The 19950-nt window shown below is 37.0% G+C and carries 22 protein-coding genes; 8 read left to right on the plus strand and 14 right to left on the minus strand.

Annotation, left to right across the window (positions count from 1 at the left end):
- Positions 1-108: 108 nt before the first annotated feature.
- From KGP25_RS15215 to KGP25_RS15235, 5 genes are all read right to left on the minus strand, one after another.
- Positions 109-432, minus strand: a complete 324-nt coding sequence (locus KGP25_RS15215; RefSeq protein ID WP_001548707.1) for a conjugal transfer protein TraD — start codon at positions 430-432, stop codon at positions 109-111.
- A gap of 83 nt (positions 433-515) precedes the next feature.
- On the minus strand, positions 516-1031 hold the full coding sequence (locus tag KGP25_RS15220; RefSeq protein WP_223539228.1) for a hypothetical protein: 516 nt from the start codon (positions 1029-1031) through the stop codon (positions 516-518).
- A gap of 46 nt (positions 1032-1077) precedes the next feature.
- Positions 1078-1587 carry a hypothetical protein gene (locus KGP25_RS15225; protein ID WP_223539229.1) on the minus strand — a complete coding sequence of 170 codons (510 nt, stop codon included), beginning with the start codon at positions 1585-1587 and terminating at the stop codon, positions 1078-1080.
- A 996-nt stretch (positions 1588-2583) separates the two neighbouring features.
- On the minus strand, positions 2584-2916 hold the full coding sequence (locus tag KGP25_RS15230; protein ID WP_001039060.1) for a hypothetical protein: 333 nt from the start codon (positions 2914-2916) through the stop codon (positions 2584-2586).
- 11 nt (positions 2917-2927) lie between these two features.
- The gene (locus KGP25_RS15235; RefSeq protein WP_063623203.1) at positions 2928-3122 is read right to left on the minus strand and encodes a hypothetical protein; all 195 of its coding nucleotides are present in this window, start codon (positions 3120-3122) and stop codon (positions 2928-2930) included.
- A gap of 151 nt (positions 3123-3273) precedes the next feature.
- On the opposite strand from KGP25_RS15235, the gene KGP25_RS15240 reads away from it, so the two are divergent.
- Both KGP25_RS15240 and mobQ read left to right on the plus strand, forming a co-directional pair.
- Positions 3274-4275 (plus strand): competence protein CoiA family protein, encoded by a 1002-nt coding sequence (locus KGP25_RS15240; RefSeq protein WP_063623204.1) that lies wholly within the window; start codon positions 3274-3276, stop codon positions 4273-4275.
- Positions 4276-5084: 809 nt separating this feature from the next.
- On the plus strand, positions 5085-6587 hold the full coding sequence (gene mobQ / locus KGP25_RS15245) for a MobQ family relaxase (RefSeq protein ID WP_223539230.1): 1503 nt from the start codon (positions 5085-5087) through the stop codon (positions 6585-6587).
- Between the two features lie 405 nt (positions 6588-6992).
- Here the strand turns inward: mobQ and KGP25_RS15250 are convergent, their stop codons facing one another.
- The 4 genes from KGP25_RS15250 to KGP25_RS15265 all read right to left on the minus strand — a co-directional run bounded on the left by KGP25_RS15250 (position 6993) and on the right by KGP25_RS15265 (position 9185).
- On the minus strand, positions 6993-7613 hold the full coding sequence (locus KGP25_RS15250; RefSeq protein WP_032260063.1) for a hypothetical protein: 621 nt from the start codon (positions 7611-7613) through the stop codon (positions 6993-6995).
- 153 nt (positions 7614-7766) lie between these two features.
- Entirely contained in the window at positions 7767-8042 is a 276-nt protein-coding gene (locus tag KGP25_RS15255) for a hypothetical protein (protein ID WP_047716164.1), read from the minus strand.
- Positions 8043-8051: 9 nt separating this feature from the next.
- Positions 8052-8603: a lipoprotein gene (locus KGP25_RS15260; protein ID WP_032730749.1), complete on the minus strand. Its 552-nt coding sequence runs from the start codon at positions 8601-8603 to the stop codon at positions 8052-8054.
- Positions 8604-8618: 15 nt separating this feature from the next.
- On the minus strand, positions 8619-9185 hold the full coding sequence (locus tag KGP25_RS15265) for a hypothetical protein (protein ID WP_128350492.1): 567 nt from the start codon (positions 9183-9185) through the stop codon (positions 8619-8621).
- A gap of 342 nt (positions 9186-9527) precedes the next feature.
- Between KGP25_RS15265 and KGP25_RS15270 the strand changes: the two genes are divergently transcribed.
- The 4 genes from KGP25_RS15270 to KGP25_RS15285 all read left to right on the plus strand — a co-directional run bounded on the left by KGP25_RS15270 (position 9528) and on the right by KGP25_RS15285 (position 11452).
- The gene (locus KGP25_RS15270) at positions 9528-9935 is read left to right on the plus strand and encodes a hypothetical protein (protein ID WP_087775161.1); all 408 of its coding nucleotides are present in this window, start codon (positions 9528-9530) and stop codon (positions 9933-9935) included.
- Positions 9936-10060: 125 nt separating this feature from the next.
- Positions 10061-10531, plus strand: coding sequence for a hypothetical protein (locus KGP25_RS15275; RefSeq protein ID WP_000014601.1), 471 nt, complete (start codon positions 10061-10063; stop codon positions 10529-10531).
- A gap of 111 nt (positions 10532-10642) precedes the next feature.
- Positions 10643-10921, plus strand: coding sequence for a hypothetical protein (locus KGP25_RS15280; protein ID WP_000207639.1), 279 nt, complete (start codon positions 10643-10645; stop codon positions 10919-10921).
- Positions 10922-11044: 123 nt separating this feature from the next.
- Positions 11045-11452, plus strand: a complete 408-nt coding sequence (locus KGP25_RS15285) for an H-NS family nucleoid-associated regulatory protein (protein WP_001278197.1) — start codon at positions 11045-11047, stop codon at positions 11450-11452.
- A gap of 62 nt (positions 11453-11514) precedes the next feature.
- Here the strand turns inward: KGP25_RS15285 and KGP25_RS15290 are convergent, their stop codons facing one another.
- The 5 genes from KGP25_RS15290 to KGP25_RS15310 form a co-directional block, all read right to left on the minus strand.
- Positions 11515-12792 (minus strand): hypothetical protein, encoded by a 1278-nt coding sequence (locus KGP25_RS15290; protein WP_052191554.1) that lies wholly within the window; start codon positions 12790-12792, stop codon positions 11515-11517.
- Between the two features lie 270 nt (positions 12793-13062).
- Positions 13063-13572: a hypothetical protein gene (locus tag KGP25_RS15295; RefSeq protein WP_095439806.1), complete on the minus strand. Its 510-nt coding sequence runs from the start codon at positions 13570-13572 to the stop codon at positions 13063-13065.
- Entirely contained in the window at positions 13541-13741 is a 201-nt protein-coding gene (locus KGP25_RS15300; RefSeq protein ID WP_038435608.1) for a hypothetical protein, read from the minus strand. Before KGP25_RS15300 ends, KGP25_RS15295 begins: the two co-directional genes overlap by 32 nt.
- 196 nt (positions 13742-13937) lie before the next feature.
- Positions 13938-16592, minus strand: coding sequence for a DotA/TraY family protein (locus tag KGP25_RS15305; protein WP_223539231.1), 2655 nt, complete (start codon positions 16590-16592; stop codon positions 13938-13940).
- A 19-nt stretch (positions 16593-16611) separates the two neighbouring features.
- On the minus strand, positions 16612-17136 hold the full coding sequence (locus KGP25_RS15310; protein WP_049121194.1) for a hypothetical protein: 525 nt from the start codon (positions 17134-17136) through the stop codon (positions 16612-16614).
- Positions 17137-18549: 1413 nt separating this feature from the next.
- On the opposite strand from KGP25_RS15310, the gene KGP25_RS15315 reads away from it, so the two are divergent.
- Both KGP25_RS15315 and KGP25_RS15320 read left to right on the plus strand, forming a co-directional pair.
- Positions 18550-19119 (plus strand): replication/maintenance protein RepL, encoded by a 570-nt coding sequence (locus KGP25_RS15315; RefSeq protein ID WP_001548721.1) that lies wholly within the window; start codon positions 18550-18552, stop codon positions 19117-19119.
- The gene (locus KGP25_RS15320) at positions 19116-19907 is read left to right on the plus strand and encodes a hypothetical protein (RefSeq protein ID WP_223539232.1); all 792 of its coding nucleotides are present in this window, start codon (positions 19116-19118) and stop codon (positions 19905-19907) included. The genes KGP25_RS15315 and KGP25_RS15320 overlap by 4 nt, the downstream gene beginning before the upstream one ends.
- Positions 19908-19950 lie beyond the last annotated feature (43 nt).

Below are 19950 nucleotides of genomic sequence, written 5' to 3' on the forward strand. Positions count from 1 at the left end.
CATCTGTGATGATAAAAGCAAGATAACATGCGGCAATGCCAAATTTAATTAAATAGAAGTTAAACTTTACAGAAAATTCTTTATTTATGCAGTGAATTCTATATTCCATTAAGTTTTTCGGCCTTTCATACTAGCCAGAAATAACATTCCGTTTCTTTTAAATCTTTCTTTATCATCTGGATGTAGGTGGGGTATCTCTAGTAGCATACCTAAAACAAGATCCTTATCCACCGTAAAAACATCACAATCAAGAGCCTTGGCAACTTCCGCACCTAAAATTATTTTCTGGCGTGTTTCTATCTGTTTAGCTTCTTTCTTAGACTTATATTGCAAACGATTTAAACGCATCTGAGCAGATGCTAATTGCTGCTCCAGTGTCTTTTTTATTCGTGGTTTCTTTCTGGTTTGCTCTTTATCTGAAATATCACTCATTTTCTATCCTCTTATAGTTCCATGATACATATATATTTCTTATATATATGTTAGTCAATGAGGATATTTGAAAAATTGGATTATTATTTCTTTTTATACGATGGGAGCTTTTCTTTTAAAATGTTAAAACAGTTGATAACATTTTCATATTCTACTGAAAAATGCTCTACACTCCTTTTCAGGAGATCATTGGCAATATCAACGATAAATTGACTTTTTTCACTATGATCATAGACAGTAAATACATCAGCTATCCAATGATAGCAGCAAAGCGTCAACAAAATACAATAGTCTTGATATTCTTTAATGCCTGATAAGAAAGTACATCCGTTATAATTCACTTGCCTTGTTCTTCGGTAATATTGTCTAAGCGTGGGTTTCATTATTATTAAATTGTTTTTAACTATATCATAGTGAATGTCATCCTGAACGTAGTCGTTTTTAAGAAAGAAACTATTGCTATGAACATATAAAGCATAGGCAATAGTTTCAGTAGAGATTCCATATTTCTCACACAGGGCCTTTGAGACAACAGAATTGTTTTCAATATGTCTTATAAACTCACTTTCCTTCAAGTTTTTTGTTTTCAATTTTTTCATGTATTACCTCTTATAAAAAATTATAATATCATCATTAATGAATGCTTTAACGACGAAATGGCACTGGTTTTCTCCATTCAAACTCTGCCTCAAACCTTTCTTTATTTCTTTCTTTTTTGATCTGACAAGATATACGATTGTTGAGGATCTTTTTTCGAGCAATTTTTAAAACTTCTTTCATTTCACATTTTACAAGCTTTCTACCTTTAATTTTCATTTCTTCATATATGGCATTATTGATAAAATCTCTTTCTTTAGCTGATAGTATCTTTAATCTTCCTTGCTCATCCGCATTATTTGAAATGGTATTAATTGTTTCATCTTCTTTTTCTTCCATATCAACTCTACTCTTCTTTTGTTTTTTTGATTTTTGCTCTTTTCTAATCGAGCGGACTTGATCACGAGCAATAAATTTGACAGTTTGTTTTTCTTTTTTATTTAGTGCTTTACCTTTTAACTTAGCGGCTTCTTCCAGAAAATCATCTATTATCTTTTTTTCATTCTCAGTAAGATTTTGTATCCATCCCATTCTTAGTTTTTTTGTTTTACTTTCCATATCATTACCTTTTTATTTATATTTTTTAATTAATACAATTAAAAAACAAAAAACTCAAATTAATCCATGCACCATATTTAATTTATAAGCCTACTTATCTTTCGTTAGTGCCTTGATGAAATGGCACCTACCTACTAATATTTTTAAAATTATTTTTTTGTACTAGTAGTACTAGAATTTTATTAGATTAGGTTCTGGGGTTTTAGATAGCGACTTTCAGTCGTAGTAGTTTTCCGTCAGGAAAACTTAGTTTTTCTGCAAGCTTCACCCCCCTAACCCCCCGTAAAAAAATACTATTGTAATATTTTTTTTAGGTTCGCAGGTTGGCGATTCTCACCGTAGCTATTGAGTTCCAGCACGTTTCCATTACTGGGACACCCCATCGGACTCCTACGGATACATCATGATCATTTAAAGCATTTTCTCGTTTTACTAAAGAAAATTATACTACCGCTTTATAGATTTTAGATGAACGCTTCAAGTTGGTGGCTACCGACTTCCCCCCGTTTATATGCCACCTACAATAACCTAAGAACAAAACAGTTTTTAACACATGATGTCCAAAGATTCTTAGACCTGATACAGCAGGTTTTAACGTTATTGCTTTCGAGAACTAAAATGTTTTTGGAAATGGTATTTGAAAGGCTTGTAAAAAAGTTGCGATTTAGATTTGACAAATATGAAAAGATTATTTAATACTTTATTATATTTGTAATCACGTTGTCGATGAACTGATTACAAGGCTTCAAAAGTCGGCAAAACTTTTTTAGTCCTTAAAAAGTCAACTTTGATAAGTTGGCTTTTTTTGTATCTTTATTTTATTTACAACACAATATTTTACTTGTCAAATAAAACAACCTAACTTTATTAAAAAATAAAAAAGACCAGATAAACATATAGTCTTTTTCTCTCTGTTATATTTCACCATACTACTTTAAAACGTTCTGTATGCGATTTTAAGAGGATATTTTTATAGCTTTAGTATTTATATCATTTTTATTCATGTGCTTCCCATAAATGATCTACGCTTGAAATATACTCATCCACCGATTTATTATAAACAACATCGTCTCTGCAAATTAGAGACGTTAAAAAATTATCAGCCCTACCTTCCTCAAGGTATATAAACGATATTAAATAGTAGAAACTTCTGTGTTCTTTACCAATATCATCAAATGAAAAACCATTTAACGTTGACATATAATAGAAGTATCTTGCTAAAACTTCAAACTTAAAATCTTTTGACATGTTTTTTAAAAGTCTTTCAGACATTATTAACCCCTCCATGAAATGGACCTGTATTTCATGTGTTTTATTATTTTTATTCATAAGTATCCTTTTCACATGTAATAACCTGACTGAATCCCCGATAAAACTCCATTCAGGAACACCAATCTATCTTCAAGCGTAGTTTTATAATCATCAAGATCATTTAAACCTTCTCCAAAATTGAAACATACATCATATTGCATCATTGAGTACAACTCTATTTCAATATCCTCTATTTCATCTTCTATTATCTTTACATCTATCATTTGACACCATCCTTATCTGTTTTCAAGGAGTTAATACAACATTAAACACACCCCGTCAAAATTAACATTGAAAATAAATCACTGTATTTTTTATTTGATTTTTATCATTTAATAAGCAATAAATTAAATCTAGAAATTAAAGAGGTTGTGAATGAAAGAGAAGATCATAAAAATATCATGGGGTAAAACCTCAGATGGGAAAGTTATCAATGTGAATGATGCTATAAGAGATAAAAATTATTATTGCCCGTGCTGTGACGAAAAGTTAACATTGAGAACAGGAAATATAAAAAGAAAACACTTTTCACACAGGAATGATTCTAAATGCGATCCAGAATCTGTCTATCATAAACTGGCTAAGTTTCTTATTTGTTATGCTATATCTGAAAACGCAAAAGGTAATAAACAAATAAAAATGGTCAGCAAATGTCATGGTTGTGATAAAGAACATAAAAAAATAATAACGCCTTGTATTTTCTCAAATGCTAAAGAAGAGGTTCCTATCGATAAATATCGTTGTGATGTTGTCGCTTACCTGAACAATGGTAATAAAGTAGCAATTGAGGTTTTCCATACTCATGAAATAGATGAGGAAAAAAAGAAAAACCTATCAATACCGTGGATTGAGTTAAAATCAGAAACAGTAATTGAAGATCCTTTTTTGTGGATTTGTGATGACTTTAAATTTAAATTAAGTTTTTGTAGTGATTGCATAAAACACTTCAAAAAAATCATTTCTGTATGTGATAAGTACAAAATAGACAGAAAACTCTATACACCATTAAACATACCTAATGATAAAGACTATAATTACATTGCTGACGTAATTACATGTTATCGTTGTAAAGCTATCACGCCAGTATTCTTTCATAATAATGGAACCGAATATGATGCCCCACATACATTAAAATTTATCAAGACACCTAAAGTTCCAAAAGGCTATCTCACTAATACTTGCGCCAAATGCGGAACAATAATAGGCATGAGATATGCTTTTTGGGAAACATCACATATAAAAAAACTTCAAGATCTAGAAATCTTTAGAGACCTAGAGTTAGAACACTTATTCTACGAAAAACAACAGTGGCTTGGTAATGAAGAATCAAAACAAAAAGAGTTGAATTCCATTAGGGAAAGATTAATGAATACGTAAAAAAGATGGAGTCCTATCCTTACAGGGTATGACTCCAGATAAAAGTAAGTAGGTAAGTCTGATTTAAATTAACTAATTAGCCTCAGCAGAAATTGAAAAGGCAGCACTTTGTGATTATTTACGATAATCACTGGCTGATAACAGGTATATCCTGTTATAGATTGGATTTATCCAAAAATGGTGTTTACAAGAATCTGCACAAAAATGCAACACCACCTGCACGTAAATACACAACACATATATATTCAAACACTAACCTTAAACGTCTAATCCTCATCGCGTTACTTATTTTCTCTAATTCATGATTTTAAAATCACTTCTTAATTTCTGACAAGAATTTCACACATTAATCTAATCTAAGTTATCTTTTATCATATTTTTATAAATTTTATCTTTCCCGCCTACGGCGGGAGACTAATTTAACTACTTTTGCCCTTACGGGCGCTCTCTAAAACCACAATCATTAAGATTCGTGTAATACCTCAGCCGTTCATCCGATTCTAGCCCTGTAAATTTCACAGCCTGTAAAACTAGAGTTATTATTTAAGTATAGAAAAACTTTAAACATTGTCGTTATTTTTAGCTCCGTTAGGAGATATAAAAATAAAGCAATGCCCACCTATACACTGCTACGCAGTGTGTGGGGTCTACCGACGGTTGCCTGCCGCAGGCTAACACCGTTTCCTTCGGAAACAAGGTCAACGTCAACACCAGAGTTTTTCTTGCGAAAAACTAAAACCAGCATAGTCGCATTGGAGAGTTATATTTTGGTTTGATTTTTAAATTTATATTGAGGTTGTTTTTATTGTATGGCTATTTTTCATCTTGATTTTAAAATTGTGAAACGTTCAGAAGGCAGGTCTTCCGTTGCGAAGGCTGCCTATCATGCTCGTACACGTATAACAGATGAAAGAACAGGTGATACGTATGATTACAGTCGCCGTACTGATTTATATGGGCACTTCATATTAGCTCCAGCTAACGCACCAGAACACATCGTAAAAGATTCTACAGCATTGTGGAATGAAGTGGAAAAAGTTGAGCGCCAGAACAATGGTCAAACAGCCCGTTATTTCGATGTTTCCATTCCTGCCGAGTTAAATAATGATGAAAAGAAAAAACTTGTCCTTGAGTATTGTCAGAAAAATTTCGTTGATAAAGGTATGATTGCTGACATCGCTTTCCATGATCTTGATAGTGATAATCCTCATGCTCACGTTATGTTGACCTTAAAAACCATAGGCCCGGAAGGTTTTGGTAAAAAAGAAAGAAGCTGGAACGACAGAAAAATGTCTGTTTTATGGCGTGAATCATGGTCAGCTATGGCTAACAGCTACCTTGCTGCCGCTGGTTCGTCAGAACGTATTGACCATCGTTCTCTTCAGGCCCAGCATGAAGAGGCATTAGAAAAAGCGGCGGTAGCTTTAGATAATGAAGAAAAAGCGTTATGGCTTGCCAAGGCCGCTGAAACAAATCGCCCTGCAATGAAACGTATCCACAGTGCCAAATGGCGTAGTAAGGCTGCTCAGGAGCAAAGAGCCGCAGAACAGGCTGTTCGTGACGCTGCTAAACAAGAAGCTGTTGAAGTCTACAAAACATTCAGTGAACTTGATCTTGAAATCGTCGTTGATGTCAGAAGCTTCACGATTACACATCTTGCTGAACCAGAACAAATCGTATTACCTGAAACACACTCCGGCTCTTCTACTGATGAGAATCAAAGACCTGTTTTGGTTGCACCAGCTCCTCATACTCGTATGCGTGGCGTTAAATCTTACCGTGATAAAACAAAAGTCAGTAAGGTCGTTGCAGGTAAGAAACCATCAGTCAGTATTTCTGATTCTGGTACAAATACTATTCTGAAAACATCCACCTCTCAAAACCCAAACAGGGCATCCAGAAGCGCCCCTGACCGTGCAAGAAAGCATAAGACTACTCCACGTCAGGATAATATTTTTAAACGTTTCACGACTCTTGTCATAGATTTTTTCAAGCAGAAGTTTGTATGGGCTAAAGCAAACAAATCCCAAAATGATCTTATCAGTGAGGAACATGATAAACGTATTACTGAAAATTATGTCTTTGACGAAGTATTAGGCCGTTATATTTCTCGCGCTGAATATGAGAAACGAGCTAAGTTTAACCAAGATGACTACAAGCCAACGACTGACGAGATCACCCGTTTCCCAAGTCGTCCTAAGCACGAACTGCCAGAAAACGATCACAGCAAGGATCTAACTCCTTCTATGCCATCCCTACAAGCCAGAAGAAGTAATGTGTCAAAATCAAAGCCTCCGGGCTACTGGAAATAGAACCAATCTAATTACTTTAACTTTGGTTACTCTGGTGGTATTATTTTTAAACCCAATTTTTGTAAGGAATTTAAAATGAGTACTGTTTATTATGAGCAATTCCCTTGACGGATTGTTTTTATATGTTATTAAATTAAAAAAATCCAATACCAAAGGTGAAACATGAAAAAGATAAATTATCCAATGGCAATATACATTTTATTATCCTGCCTGACGCTTATAACTACCATAGGTACTTCTTTAATATATTTCATAAATGGAAATAAAAACATCCCCATACTATCGATGTTATGTGGCATAACGTTGGCTTTATGGTTAGCTACTACGATTATTTTTCTCCCCCTATTCAAAAACTACAAATTATTTATGAAAAAATAGGCGGTATAAAACACCGCCTCTCTTATCTTAGGCTTTATTCTTCATTGCTATTAGTTCATCATATGTGATCATTAACTTAATAGTTATCGATGTCGCAAATATCCAGACAACAATATACACGAGTGCCATTATAATATAAAATATAATTGAACTGAACACTCCAGCGTCTTTCAACGAATCCAGCATACTAATGTATGGATTTTCAACATTAATCGTTTTGAATATTAGAATACTTGCACTTAACGTTGAAGAAACCAATCCCGTTGTATCAACAAGCTTTTTGAAATAATGGATATTCACATTCGAACTATTCATCACCATCTTATGTATTATAATACCAAATGCCAGTGGTGATATAAAAAGAGTCAGGTGATGACTTGCATCTATAAACGAATCAATAAAAAAGCCAACTATAACAACAAGGAGAGGTAGAATAAAATAGATCACCCACTGCGCTTTCGTTAATATTTGGACTTCTTTTTTTGTTTCACCATTTTCACTTTCCTTAGCTTTATGAAATGACAAATCAACAGTACAGTTAATTTCAACTCCGTCAATAATGCCTTTCAGGTTCACATCACCAATTTTCTTTTTTTCATCCCGACATGATAAAGAAACACTATTTTTATCTACATTATTATCATTCATTAGTCTACCTTAACTTCATGAAATTTGTAAGCAATATAATGTTATATTAAGTGTTACAATAGTACAACACAATCATCAGGCTCCCCATTTTTGGTAGTACATGAAGCCACATCGTCATAAAACGATGCGGCTTTAAGAATAACATAAGTTAAATTACATCCTTCTTCTGAACACAACATTATCAGAGAATATCGCCTTACCAGCTATAAACCCAACAGCCGCAATTATTGGCAGGCTAATAGTCGCCCCAGCCATTCCTGCAGACATTCCGATCAGTATAGACAGGCCGAAGGTCAATAATATAACCACGAAAGCATACCAGCCGGGGTAGGTTCCATACAGAACCGTCGCCATGCAGCCGGTGCAGACATGGACACCCCTTTGGCTTTCTTTCAGGCAAAATGGACACTTGATGGTATTGTTTTCCATGATAGCCCCTTAGATCGCTTTCCAGCCATTGCTGGTTTTAACAAGATTAATCATGCCGTCTTCAGGTTCATTCATACCCTTGACGCTGGAGAACGCTTTTTTGTCCACCCATGCAGGAACATCCGCCAACTTCCATGTATAAGACACGCGAACAATTTTCTGATTACCGTTTCCCGGTTCAGTCCATTCCTTTATCTCAGCAACCGCACGATGACCAATACAGGCACCATTTTTACGATCCCAAAACTCAACCGCTTGGCCTTTGTCTGTTACTTCCAGAACATCGACACTGCTAAACCCATTTGCCTGTTGTGAAACAGTGAGCAGCCCTTGTTCAGCAAGTCCTTTCAGGATTTCATCACTGGCACTGTATCCGGCAGAACGGTAGCCACGGTTAACCTTAATCGGAAAACCTTTGTTGAATACAATATCGTTGTCCTGCAGGGAGTAGCACAGCTTTGATTGTGATATTTTTGCGTTGATCGCTTTCTCAAAGTCGCCTTTTTCACCGCATCCCGATACAAGAGCAGCAAGACCCGCCACGAGTAAAAATTTACGCATAGTGTTATCCCAGAGTTAATGGTTGATTGTGCCGTTTCTCAGAACAACGAGACGAACTGGCATATCGGCATTGTTGACGGTAGCGAATCCACGGACTTCGAAATTGTTTACCGTTCCGGTGACGCTGATTTTCTGGCCTTTCTTATAGGTAAGAACTGCATCATCAATACCAGAGTAGTAATCCAGCCATACCATGCCACCGCAGTAGCTTGTATCGGCTGTTTTAAAGAGCAGGTAATAGTTAGGGGCTGTTTTGGGCATTCCCGTCATCATATCGCTGGCACTTCTGCCCTTCGTAACTTCCAGAACAGTGGCATTGGTGATAGAGATCCTTTTGCCAGTCCACTGTTTCTCTGCCGCCATTGCGTTTTCTTCATAGTCTTTGCAGACAGCACCAAGGCCAGATACAGACGATACCGGGCCAAGGCTTTGAGTGGTGGCGGTGCCTCCCAGCGCTTTACCTACTGAAGACAACGAAGAACTGATTGCTCCATTAACTGTATTCACACCATCGTTGAGCTGCTGGCAGCCAGAAAGAAACACCAGAGAGACCGCCAGTGGTAAGAAGTTATGTCCTTTCATTTTATTCCTCAAGGATTTAGTCAGATTCGTATACCCCAATCCCGGCGCACTGACCTATAGATCAGGAGTTATCGTCTAATCAATTGATAGAATTGAATTATTTTTAGTGTTCGTCACATCGTTTAAATCGATCGATACAAAACAAATGATAGCTATAAACTATCACAAACAATATATCGATCGATTAAATCAATTAAAAAACCGATCGATAAATCTTTTTCAATCGCCAATAACTATCAATATGGATTTATCGATCGATTTTACAGATCATTTTCCTTGAGTATGTAGCTACTGGCGGCTATGCTGGGCTGAGATAAAGCAGTAAAACAGCGAGGGATGAGCATGGAAAACAACAACGAGCGAAGCTCTATGGAAATCTTCGAAAAAGATCAAAAAATCGCTTTTGTTGACTTGTTCAGCGATGCTGCTTTGTCTTACGAATACGAACAGACGGGCTTCACCATAAACTTACTGAAACGCTCTGTTCTTCTCTTTAACCATAATATAAAGAAAAACGTAATGTCTTCGACATTGCGTAAAAATATGAACAGCACATTTATATATTCATATAGCAACATCAGGGAAATCAACTACTCGCTGCCTGATTGCAGATCCGATGATGCCGAGATCTGTATTATGACTGATGATGTATTAAATCCAGTCTGGACGTTCAGGGTTCCATCTCACGCACATTATATTTGCGAGAAATGGATGGAAGTATTTAATAACCGTATTTTCTTTGACCCATAAACAAAGTATTAAACAAAAGGAAAATAAATATCTGACTAATGATATTAATTAATAGAATTATTTGCTTTTTAGTAAATTAATGTTTAATTATATACACATAGAATAATTGATATCGAGGTATATTTATGTCTGGAAAAAATCCGTTTTGGAATTATGATTATAATGCGGCGCAACGTAATAGAGAAATTGTAGACTCTTACCAACAGGCAAATGAGGCAAGGCTGGATTCTCAACAGTCGCAGTTTGAAGCGTCTATGGCTAATGACAGGGTTAGTAGAATACAGATGCAGTTGAATAACACAATCAATAGCCATAAGAAGGTTGTCGCTGATTACGAGCAACGTCTGGAAGGGTTTAGGCTTAACTTCTTCAAAATAATGATGCAGTCGAATATTTTCTACAGAACGATAAACAGATTGCAAGAAGAATGGCCTGACCAAAAAGACCATATTCTTGATGAAATTCAACGGCAGCGAGACTACTGTAATCATCCAGAATATCGCGAAAAATGGTGGAATGCCGTATCTAAAAACAATATAGGTGAAAGTGTTTTGGCGTTTCCTTATCCGCAACGCGAGCTAAAAAAGAAACCATAAAAAGAGCTTTGGCTTCTTCATGATTTATAATTTTTTCCTATAAGATACTATTCGTTGTGTCTCCTATAGACACGTCTAAATAGTAATCATCCATTTTATGGAATACTCACCATGACAACTATTTTGCATCCAAATTATGTTGTTGTATCAAAGCTAATATCTAAGTTTGACATTACACATGACAGTAGAGATGAAAATATTAATATCTTGATTTCTGTCATTTATGACTTGGATAATGGCAATACAATCGAATACTACATTAATAATCAGGAAGAGGCTGAGAAAAAATGCATTGAGAAAAACAGATTTTCAAGAAAATTTAAAAATCGCATTGATAATATATCATCTGAAGAAACACGCTCGGCTAAAGATAATCACAAACCCAAATAAAAAATTTGAACTCAGGATGGAACTAACGTCTATACCATATAATGTATTGATTTTGTGCACAGGAACGATTAAAACTATGATGTTATTGCTTGTATTCTTTACCACAAACATTAGGGAAATCGCATGTCTGATGCTTTAAAGATCATCAACAATATTCGTACTCTCCGTGCTCAGGCTCGTGAACTGACACTCGAAACCTTGGAAGAGATGTTAGAAAAACTCACTATCGTTGTAGAAGAACGTCGTGAAGAAGAGGCCTCATTTCTAAAGCAGCAGGAAGAGAAACAGGCCAAGCTGGAAGCATTCCGTCAGAAGTTACTGGAAGATGGCATAGACCCGGCAGAGTTGCTTTCAACTGTTAACTCATCTTCTTCCAAGACCGGAGCGAAACGCGCCCCACGTCCAGCTAAGTATAAATACATCGATACCGATGGTTCTGAAAAGACATGGACAGGTCAGGGCCGAACTCCTCGTGCTATCGCTGCTGCGCTCGAAGCCGGTAAGGCGCTGGAAGATTTCGAGATCAAATAATCTTCATACCAAGTCTACCAAATCCGCTGGCCCAGCGCTGGCGGTTTTTTTAATGACTTCAATTATTTTGTTGCCTGAGTCGCTCTTGTCGCATTTGTTTTTAAATTATTCAGCATTTGCTTATCAACCGGTTGCAGTTGTTGTCCTAACAGAGCCGCAAGCAAAATATTTGTGTCTTCTATTCTTTCGATTTGAAGCATTTGTAATCTTAAATCAAGTGCCTGCATTCTTGCCTGCTCATGCGCAGTTTCTTTTTCATCAGCACTACTGATTTTTACCTGCCAAGCGTCAGCGCCTGTTGTATCTGCATAGCGTGAATAGATCTCATATCTTAACATTTCCCACTCTGAAGGATTATCCGGGAATGTTGTGCCGGGAAATAAGGTCGCATACTTGTTTTTTACGGAAGCATCTGACCAAGCAAGGTTTGCTCCCTGCGTAGAGCCTAATGTGGATCCTATTTTGACTCCTCTGGAGTTCACTGATACATTACTTGCTTTTTTCATTGCCAGTACGGAATCAATGGCGTTTGTTCCAGCAGTGCTTCTGGAGACAAAGCTCGAAAAGGCAGATAAATATTCTCGACCTTCATTTGTGTCTTCTAATCCTTTGTTCTTCAATGGTTCAACGGGCAAGTTCCCGATAAGATTTCTTTTTGCCGCTTCAGCAACCTCAATCTGCTCAACAGAATAGGACTGATTCGAAACCTTATTAGACAATGCATCGGATTTAGATAATGGTGGTGTAATTAGGCTTGATGCCGACTTATCTTTATCAGGATACTGCCCTATAGTATTGCATCCACCTCTGTTATATTTCACATCATCTTCAGAGCAAACATTTATTGATACTCTGCCCATGATGTTTTTCTTGGCCTCATTTATTCCGGTATTTGCTTGTGTAAACATCTTAACGCTGTTTTCAGATAAAGCCTCTTTCGCTGAGCTTGTATTGGATCCTGCTGAACCACGACCACCTGCGCTCGTGACTTCTTCACAGGCGTTGGCATCAGGTATTCTGTTTAAGATATATTTCATACGCTGTTCTTGGATTGCCTGACTGGCATTACTGACAACAGCATTCTTCTGATTCTCATTTGCTGTTATGGTTGCTTGTGCCAGCTTGTCGTTCATTGAAACTAATGTTTCAATTATTCCATTGCCCATAGATTGGGGTGAAGCCCCCATAAGATAAGGTGTCAAAACCTCTTCTGTGACGGGCCAGACAGCAAAGGAACTATTTGCATATAAGATCGAAAAGCAGCAGATGGATGTAGCTACTATGCTTCTGATTTTAAAAGGCACATACCCTTTATTAATTCCATGAATACTTGGTTTCATTCATTACTCCTTATAAATTAGTTCAACTCCTTTTAATTATTAAATTAACAATAAACTGTCAATTAAATTATGAAATATAAGACAGACCCTTTGATTAACGTAAACAAAAATAGTTGCAATGTATTTTGTTATGATAGAAATGCAATAAATATACTTATTGAGTATATTGTATAAATATTTCCATCTAACATAAAATACGTGTTTTATTTTTAGAAGAGTTGAGTATATGTTTGTTTTCGAACTATCATTATTTTGATATGAATATAAACTTCATATTTTTGTAAACTTCCCAGAGGATAAATCAGTACGTTTCCTAACACCACTGCGAATACCATCTACATTTTTTTTAGCTTTACCGAGACCTATACGACCAATATATTGGTCATGTTTTAAAACAAACTCAGCAACTAATACGGGAGGAGCTAGAGGATCTGTTGGTTCCGGCTGAAAAGATACGACAATGAGAGGATCCTGTTTCAACTTTCGTTCTTCTGCTGTCGTGGCTGTAGAGTCATCTTGCACTCTTCCATGATAAAGATAGGCATATGCAGGGATTGGATGCCCTTGCCCATCGTATGCGGATGATTTTAACCTTCCCCATTTACGATCAGCATCATTATCATAAATCTCAACAAACCCCTGCGTTTCCCACATATCTAATAATTTGAACAATTCATCTGAGAAAGGGGCAACTTTCGCGGGGGTGTAGCCAAAAAACTGACTATTAACGTTGAAAAGATTTGATTTACTAACGTACGATATGTGCTTTACGGTTAACAATTCGTTCTTCCTTGATCGGGTTCCCTTGCTCATCAAGCCCCAAACTGAGCATAAAATTTGCTTTGCGTTCCGCTTTACTAGAACCACTCAAGCGCGTAAAGCCAGCCGTGCGCGATTCTTGTATCATGCGCTTGATTTCTGCTACATTTTCATTAGGTAAAGTTTTCATAATACCCTCCATAGACCACTTATCTTTTAGTATAACTTATGAACAGAAAAAAAGAAATAGTTGAAACATTTTCATGGTTCACGCAGAGACACAATCATTTGTCAAAAATTCGCAGTAGTGTAAAATAATATTTTGTAAAATATGCTGATTTAATAAAAAATACCAAAGAGGACGAAAGCCCTCTTTTTATATCACATTATCTGTCATTACTTTCAGTGGGTGATGAACTACCACCGGAAGATCCACCACCATTCCCTTTATCTGGAGCCGTAAAGCTTTCAATTGGTGAAGCTTGGGCTTGAAGGTTTATAGGCAGCAACGGTCTGTTATGTTCACCAAACGATACCGCTCTGTTAGCAGCCTTTTGGGCTACATTCATATAACCTGCAGCGCCTGCTGTATCACCAACAGCATCTGCTGCCTCAGCCGCATTATAAGCCGAGTTAGCACTTTCAAGAGACTGATATTCATCCTGCTGATCCAGTGGGCCAGCATTACTCATATGAGTTCTGAATGCAGATCCCGTATCATTGGCTTTATTAGCTGCCTGTGCTTTCCCCTGTTTAGCCTGTTGCTGTTGTTGAAGCTCACGTTGCTGTTCACGGTCTTTGTTGATTTGCGCATTCCTGAGCTGATTACCCATCGCATTTGAGGTGTGAGAAACCTGATCCAACACGGTTTTGGTAAACATAGCACCTTCAACACCTTTTGATGCCGACTGTGCGTAACCCGACATGCTCTGACCACCATGAACACCAAGCCACTTCATAATTTCATCAGGGATGATGTGAATCAGTGAAAGTGATTTCTTCACTACCGTGAACATCATCGCAATATAAACAGCAATGAGAGCCAGTGACTCGATGATACCTATCCCGGCATTGGCTGACATCATGCCAAACGCGCCGGAGAATGTTTCATTGACGATCCCACCAAGGATAGGGAGCATCGTATAGGCTGCTATTAATCCTGTTATCATTAGCACTGGTCGCATGGTTAACGATAAAACCAGACCATAACCAGCGCCACCACGACCCACTACGCCATCACCGTCTGGATGTAAATGTGTTATTACCCATAATGGTGCTGCGACCATTGCTTCAAGGCACAGGATCATCCAGCCGACGCAAACACCAAACCACATCACGTAAGGCAACATAGGAATAACGACGGCTAAGGTATCACCAGCTATCCATAAAGGGATAACCAGTGGCATAACAATCCCCATAGCGCCAAATGCACCCGATACCCAGCTTGAAGTCCATGAAGTCCATGCACCAAGACCTGCGCCAACAACCGCAGAACTTCCTAATAACGTCCAGCCAACGGCACTGATCGTATCCCCAAGCCCTTTAACGGCTAATAACGGGTTTATCGCCTGTAAATTGGCAGCAGTTGTGTCGGTTGAAAACGAAACAATTTTCCCTTGTTTTCTGCCATTGATAACGCTGGAGCTGAGAAAACCCGCCATTGCACCAGAAATGCTCTTATTGGCTTCACTCTGAAGAGAGGAAACAATTTTCCCGGCATCATCCGTTTTAGGACCTGCGCCACTTTTACCACTGGTATTGGATTCTGTTCGGTTTTGCGCATCAATACCATTGGCATAGCGTGAAGCTGTGGTCGATCTCGCCATATCATGAGCGACTTTTGCCATAATCGCGTTCAGGCTGTTATCAAATATATCGCCGTATTCCATTGTTGCTTGTCCAGCTACAGGAAGATTATGAGCTGCTCCATTAATCGCATCCTGCACACGGATCAGTTTCATACTCCATGCACCAGCCATAAACCATCCGTCTTTCTGGACATTCTCTTTGAAATCATCCCACTGGTCGCCAGTGGAGAAAACTGTTCGTACTGCAGTATCAATAATGGATACATATGAGGCTGTTGCGCTGTTTATCCCGGTCTGAATATCAATGTTATTATCAGCCACATACTGTTCAGCCAGCGTTTTCATACTGTTATTGAGGGCGATGAATGCGGCATTGTGTGCCTCAATAACATCTGAAATATTTGTCTTTATGTCCTGTGGCATATAAGCCATATACATGCCCCCAGCAGCGATGGTTGCCTGAGCTTTAGCCTGTTCGTCATAAGAAGCTTTGGCCTTGGGGTCTGTAAGCGTGATGCTTCCACATGCAGCCTTGGATACCAGTAAATTTTTATTCATATCATTACCGGCATTGCTGGCTCCATAACTGTATGTGTATAAATAGGCACCTTTCTCTGGCGTCATTTCAAACGCAGGCGTGACGTGCGGGAAGGGATCGGCTGCCGCTGATTTCTTCCATAACTCACTTGCCTTCAACATACAGACGTTATTGATAAACGCAGTTTTCGCTATACGGTCAAGTTCCTGATAAGACGCTGATGTTGTGATAACTGCTCCATCTGAGGGGTTGGATGCATAGGTATTCCAGACGGTATCTGCCAGACCGACTCCCTGATTAATCATCCACAGCACCATAACCTGAGCGGCACAGAAACCACCTGCTGCCGGGAGTATCATTGCCGTGCCTAATGCAGTTCTTACGGGCAACCACATGGAAGACCATTTCTTACCCAGCATTTCTCCGTCATGTGCCGTTGACATGGTTCCGGCAATCAGCGTGTAGGCAGCTAAAATACCACCAACCAGTAAAACAGCGCTGTTGAGGATTGTCATTGTGCTCGCTAAAGGACTCTGGGCTAAATTGTCAGGGAATAAGATATCCAGAAACCACAACTTTGACTTATCAGTATCGGGGACAGTAAACAAATCTGCAGCATGAGCTGACTGAGTTAAGAACAAACAAACTAATATTGCTAATAATATCAACACTTCTTTTTTCTTTATATTTATCATTATCACATTCCTTTGTTGTTTACTTCATTGAGTTACTGATGCTGTTCCAGACATCGGTTCCGTTGACAGTTGCTCCCGATCCTGATGAAGAGCCTGTTCCTGTAGACACACTTCCACTTGCGACATTCCCAAGGACGGGCATATCAATGGAAATGCTTTCGGATATATTTCCGGTCAGTTGACTGACTTTTTCTCTCGCAATCGAACAGGCTTTACTTATTGCCGCTTCCTTAGTTTTTTTAATTATTGAATCCACAGAGGGAAGATTAATGCCGAGGTTTCCGGCGGGCCATGCGTCCGTGCAGCCAATAGTCTCAAGCGACTGATTGATGTTATCCATGAAATTCTTCGCTACCGGCTCTAACTGAGCCGCATCCTGCTTCATGGCGTTGTATTGCGCTTGTTTTAATGATGAGCTGACATCCGGGCTACAGACTGCTGCGTTAGCTGTAGTTGCTGAAATTAATATTGTTGCGGGAAGGATTATTTTGAAAATGCAGTTACAGACATTTGTTCGCCATTTATTTTTCTTAAGTTTATTCATTTGATACTCCTTTGATTTATTACATTTTATTCACCATATTTTCTTCTTGGGATTAAACAAAAATACAATGCCTTATTAATATATATTAAATAAAATAGAATTAATCAAGATAATGATAATTTAATTTGACAATGACTTTGTTTTTGATTATTGTTTAAAAGTAAATAAATGACTACTCCAAAAATTTATTACAATACTCTGAAGAGGCCAGTTTATCTGGCTTCTTTCCTTTTAATTTTATAATCTGTTAGTTTAACAAGTTTGAACTTCTAAGATAGTAATATATTTATTGTAATCATTTCTATTGATAATTTCTTTCTTTATATTGATTGCATTACTAAAGCCAACCTTGACTTCTGGCTTTTTTTGTTCTTTTTAATTTTGCCTTTACTTTTGATTTAATAAATTATTTTTGAAAACTTTCTCATCTTATGAGCTAAAGCTCATAGGCTTCGCCCTTACTCATCATATTAACTAGAAGTGCATCAAGGCTATAGCATTTGCTGTTAAACGCAAAGGAAAACTATATCCTCAATAGCAGCACTGAGTGATTGTCCAAAACAATCACATTGCTGGAACAGGGCTGGCCCCTGTTAATGATGGATTTATCCATAAAGAACTGCGGCAGTAGCCGCTGACCTAATAATAGTATAATTAATCTTATCAATTCATATTCGATTTAGTTCTTAAGATTTTATATACGCTAGCTTTACCTTGAAATTAATTAAAACCTCATATTGAAAACAGATCTTTTCTTATGATCTTTCGCTCATGGCTCCGCCCCTTATCTATATATTAACGAGGAATCAATCAAGGTTATAGCATTTGCTCTTAAACGCATAGTAAAACTATATCCTCAATAGCAGCACTTCGTGATTGTTCAAAACAATCACATTGCTGGAACAGGGTTCATCCCTGTTGATGATGGATTTATCCATGAATAATTGCGGCGATAGTCGCTATGAGGTAAATGGGAAACAATTTCAACTTTAATAAGATATCAGCAGCGCTTAGTGATTGTTTGAAACAATCACTTCGCTGAGATATAAATTGAAGAGAGGAAACCAATGCAATAAATAGTTAAACTATACCCTTGAAATACCTCTGCATAGTTGTTCTCAACTTCACTAATTGAATAATGAAGAAGGAAAATGCTCTCAGGGCAGCTATAGCTCAAAACCAAGTACCGACATCCGGGAGTTAAAGTCCCGAATCCCGGTACTTAAGTTGATAAGTATTCTCAAATAAAAATGATAAAGTGTTATTTATATATATTATGTAGCACTACAAGTTTCATAAGTAAAAACATCAAGTGTTAGTTATTTTAAAAAATATAAACTTTAAGTATTGACTTGCACGCAAAATATAGTATTTACTTAAATGTATAACTAAAAAAATAAAGGAGTAAATACCATGATAGAAAATAAGATACAAACTGAAGTAAAGAAATCAAGAAGAGGTCTCCCACGTCATACTAAAAACCCATTTCTTAATGATACAAGTCTACATACAAAAACTGGAGTCAGACGTATTACTACAGGAAAAGATCGATTAGCATTAATTAATGAAAATACTGGAGAGCAAGTTGGTAATGGCGGTTTCTATCAGGCTATGGAGGTTGATAAGACACAGTTCGTGAAACTTTATGTTGACGGAGTATCTGCTATTGAAGGACTGTCTTCATCGGGTAAAAAAGTTTTCAAGATCCTTTATCTTGCTATCAGAGATAATAAGGATACTGATACTATTTTGATGTCATACGATATTGTTGATCAAGATGTCGTTAAAATATCCAGAACAACATATTTCAAAGGCATGAAAGAACTTGCTGACAAGAAGTTTATTGCAGAGACCATGATACAGAACTATTACTTCATTAATCCAGACTATATGTTTAATGGCGACCGTTTAACATTTATGAAAACATATTATCTTTCCAGCAGTAACTCTAATAAACCCAGTAATAATAAGGTGAAGAAATGAAATACTTACCCGGCTCACTCGAAATAAAACTGCATGATAGATTATCAAAAACCGATATTCTTGATATCTTAGCGGAACAAATGACTATGCTTGAGGAAACATTTGGCATTGAAGAGTTCAAACTCTATTCTTTTCTTGAATGTTATATTGATAGTAAAAAACAGTCCTTTTATCATGAAGAACATAATACTGTTGTAAATTCATTTAACTTACAAGGTAATGAGAAACTTGAGAACACAGCAAAAATAATTTCAAAAGATGGTAATAAAAGAATCGTCTCTTTTGATAAAAATATCGATGTAGATAGAATACGTTTAACAGTTGGAAGTATTCAGAAACATAATCCGTATCGATATTGGTCTAACAATATTCAAGTCATTCCATCATCAGTAGTCAGCAACATCATTCAAGATAAAGAAAGCCAACTACAATTAGAAAGAGATAAACTTTACTTCCTCAACCAACTGAGACGTAAACAAGAAGAGGAACAAAGGCGTAAAGAGCGTGAGGAATTTGAGCGTCCATTAAAATCACTCATCGCAAGAAAGATCATGGAAAGCGGTCTAACTGATGTAGAGTTCAAAAGAACAATATGTTCCAGCTTCGACTATATAAAAAGCGGCGCTGTAATAGCAAAATACCTAGCCAATAAACCTGATTTATTAGAAAAATATCATGATTCCCGATTAATAAGAATGTCCATCAAAAATGATGAAGGTAAAGTCGGCAAGGTTGAACTTTATGATCTTTCTGGAACACTAATTTTTGAAAGCTATAAAAACAAATAAGAGAGGTATGATATGCAATGTTCATGTGGTAGAGAAATGACAG

It is taken from the genome of Enterobacter sp. JBIWA003, from assembly GCF_019968825.1.
GTDB lineage: Bacteria > Pseudomonadota > Gammaproteobacteria > Enterobacterales > Enterobacteriaceae > Enterobacter > Enterobacter quasiroggenkampii.

What these genes read in the sequence shown, in the direction of transcription:
- KGP25_RS15305 (WP_223539231.1), bottom strand. Translation starts at nt 16,592, where the DNA reads ATGATAAATATAAAGAAAAAAGAAGTGTTGATATTATTAGCAATATTA.
- KGP25_RS15310 (WP_049121194.1), bottom strand. Translation starts at nt 17,136, where the DNA reads ATGAATAAACTTAAGAAAAATAAATGGCGAACAAATGTCTGTAACTGC.
- KGP25_RS15300 (WP_038435608.1), bottom strand. Translation starts at nt 13,741, where the DNA reads ATGAAAACTTTACCTAATGAAAATGTAGCAGAAATCAAGCGCATGATA.
- KGP25_RS15255 (WP_047716164.1), bottom strand. Translation starts at nt 8,042, where the DNA reads ATGGAAAACAATACCATCAAGTGTCCATTTTGCCTGAAAGAAAGCCAA.
- KGP25_RS15270 (WP_087775161.1), top strand. Translation starts at nt 9,528, where the DNA reads ATGGAAAACAACAACGAGCGAAGCTCTATGGAAATCTTCGAAAAAGAT.
- KGP25_RS15220 (WP_223539228.1), bottom strand. Translation starts at nt 1,031, where the DNA reads ATGAAAAAATTGAAAACAAAAAACTTGAAGGAAAGTGAGTTTATAAGA.
- KGP25_RS15285 (WP_001278197.1), top strand. Translation starts at nt 11,045, where the DNA reads ATGTCTGATGCTTTAAAGATCATCAACAATATTCGTACTCTCCGTGCT.
- KGP25_RS15240 (WP_063623204.1), top strand. Translation starts at nt 3,274, where the DNA reads ATGAAAGAGAAGATCATAAAAATATCATGGGGTAAAACCTCAGATGGG.
- KGP25_RS15320 (WP_223539232.1), top strand. Translation starts at nt 19,116, where the DNA reads ATGAAATACTTACCCGGCTCACTCGAAATAAAACTGCATGATAGATTA.
- KGP25_RS15235 (WP_063623203.1), bottom strand. Translation starts at nt 3,122, where the DNA reads ATGATAGATGTAAAGATAATAGAAGATGAAATAGAGGATATTGAAATA.
- KGP25_RS15280 (WP_000207639.1), top strand. Translation starts at nt 10,643, where the DNA reads ATGACAACTATTTTGCATCCAAATTATGTTGTTGTATCAAAGCTAATA.
- KGP25_RS15315 (WP_001548721.1), top strand. Translation starts at nt 18,550, where the DNA reads ATGATAGAAAATAAGATACAAACTGAAGTAAAGAAATCAAGAAGAGGT.
- KGP25_RS15250 (WP_032260063.1), bottom strand. Translation starts at nt 7,613, where the DNA reads ATGAATGATAATAATGTAGATAAAAATAGTGTTTCTTTATCATGTCGG.
- KGP25_RS15230 (WP_001039060.1), bottom strand. Translation starts at nt 2,916, where the DNA reads ATGAATAAAAATAATAAAACACATGAAATACAGGTCCATTTCATGGAG.
- KGP25_RS15260 (WP_032730749.1), bottom strand. Translation starts at nt 8,603, where the DNA reads ATGCGTAAATTTTTACTCGTGGCGGGTCTTGCTGCTCTTGTATCGGGA.
- KGP25_RS15215 (WP_001548707.1), bottom strand. Translation starts at nt 432, where the DNA reads ATGAGTGATATTTCAGATAAAGAGCAAACCAGAAAGAAACCACGAATA.
- KGP25_RS15265 (WP_128350492.1), bottom strand. Translation starts at nt 9,185, where the DNA reads ATGAAAGGACATAACTTCTTACCACTGGCGGTCTCTCTGGTGTTTCTT.
- KGP25_RS15225 (WP_223539229.1), bottom strand. Translation starts at nt 1,587, where the DNA reads ATGGAAAGTAAAACAAAAAAACTAAGAATGGGATGGATACAAAATCTT.
- KGP25_RS15290 (WP_052191554.1), bottom strand. Translation starts at nt 12,792, where the DNA reads ATGAAACCAAGTATTCATGGAATTAATAAAGGGTATGTGCCTTTTAAA.
- mobQ (WP_223539230.1), top strand. Translation starts at nt 5,085, where the DNA reads ATGGCTATTTTTCATCTTGATTTTAAAATTGTGAAACGTTCAGAAGGC.
- KGP25_RS15275 (WP_000014601.1), top strand. Translation starts at nt 10,061, where the DNA reads ATGTCTGGAAAAAATCCGTTTTGGAATTATGATTATAATGCGGCGCAA.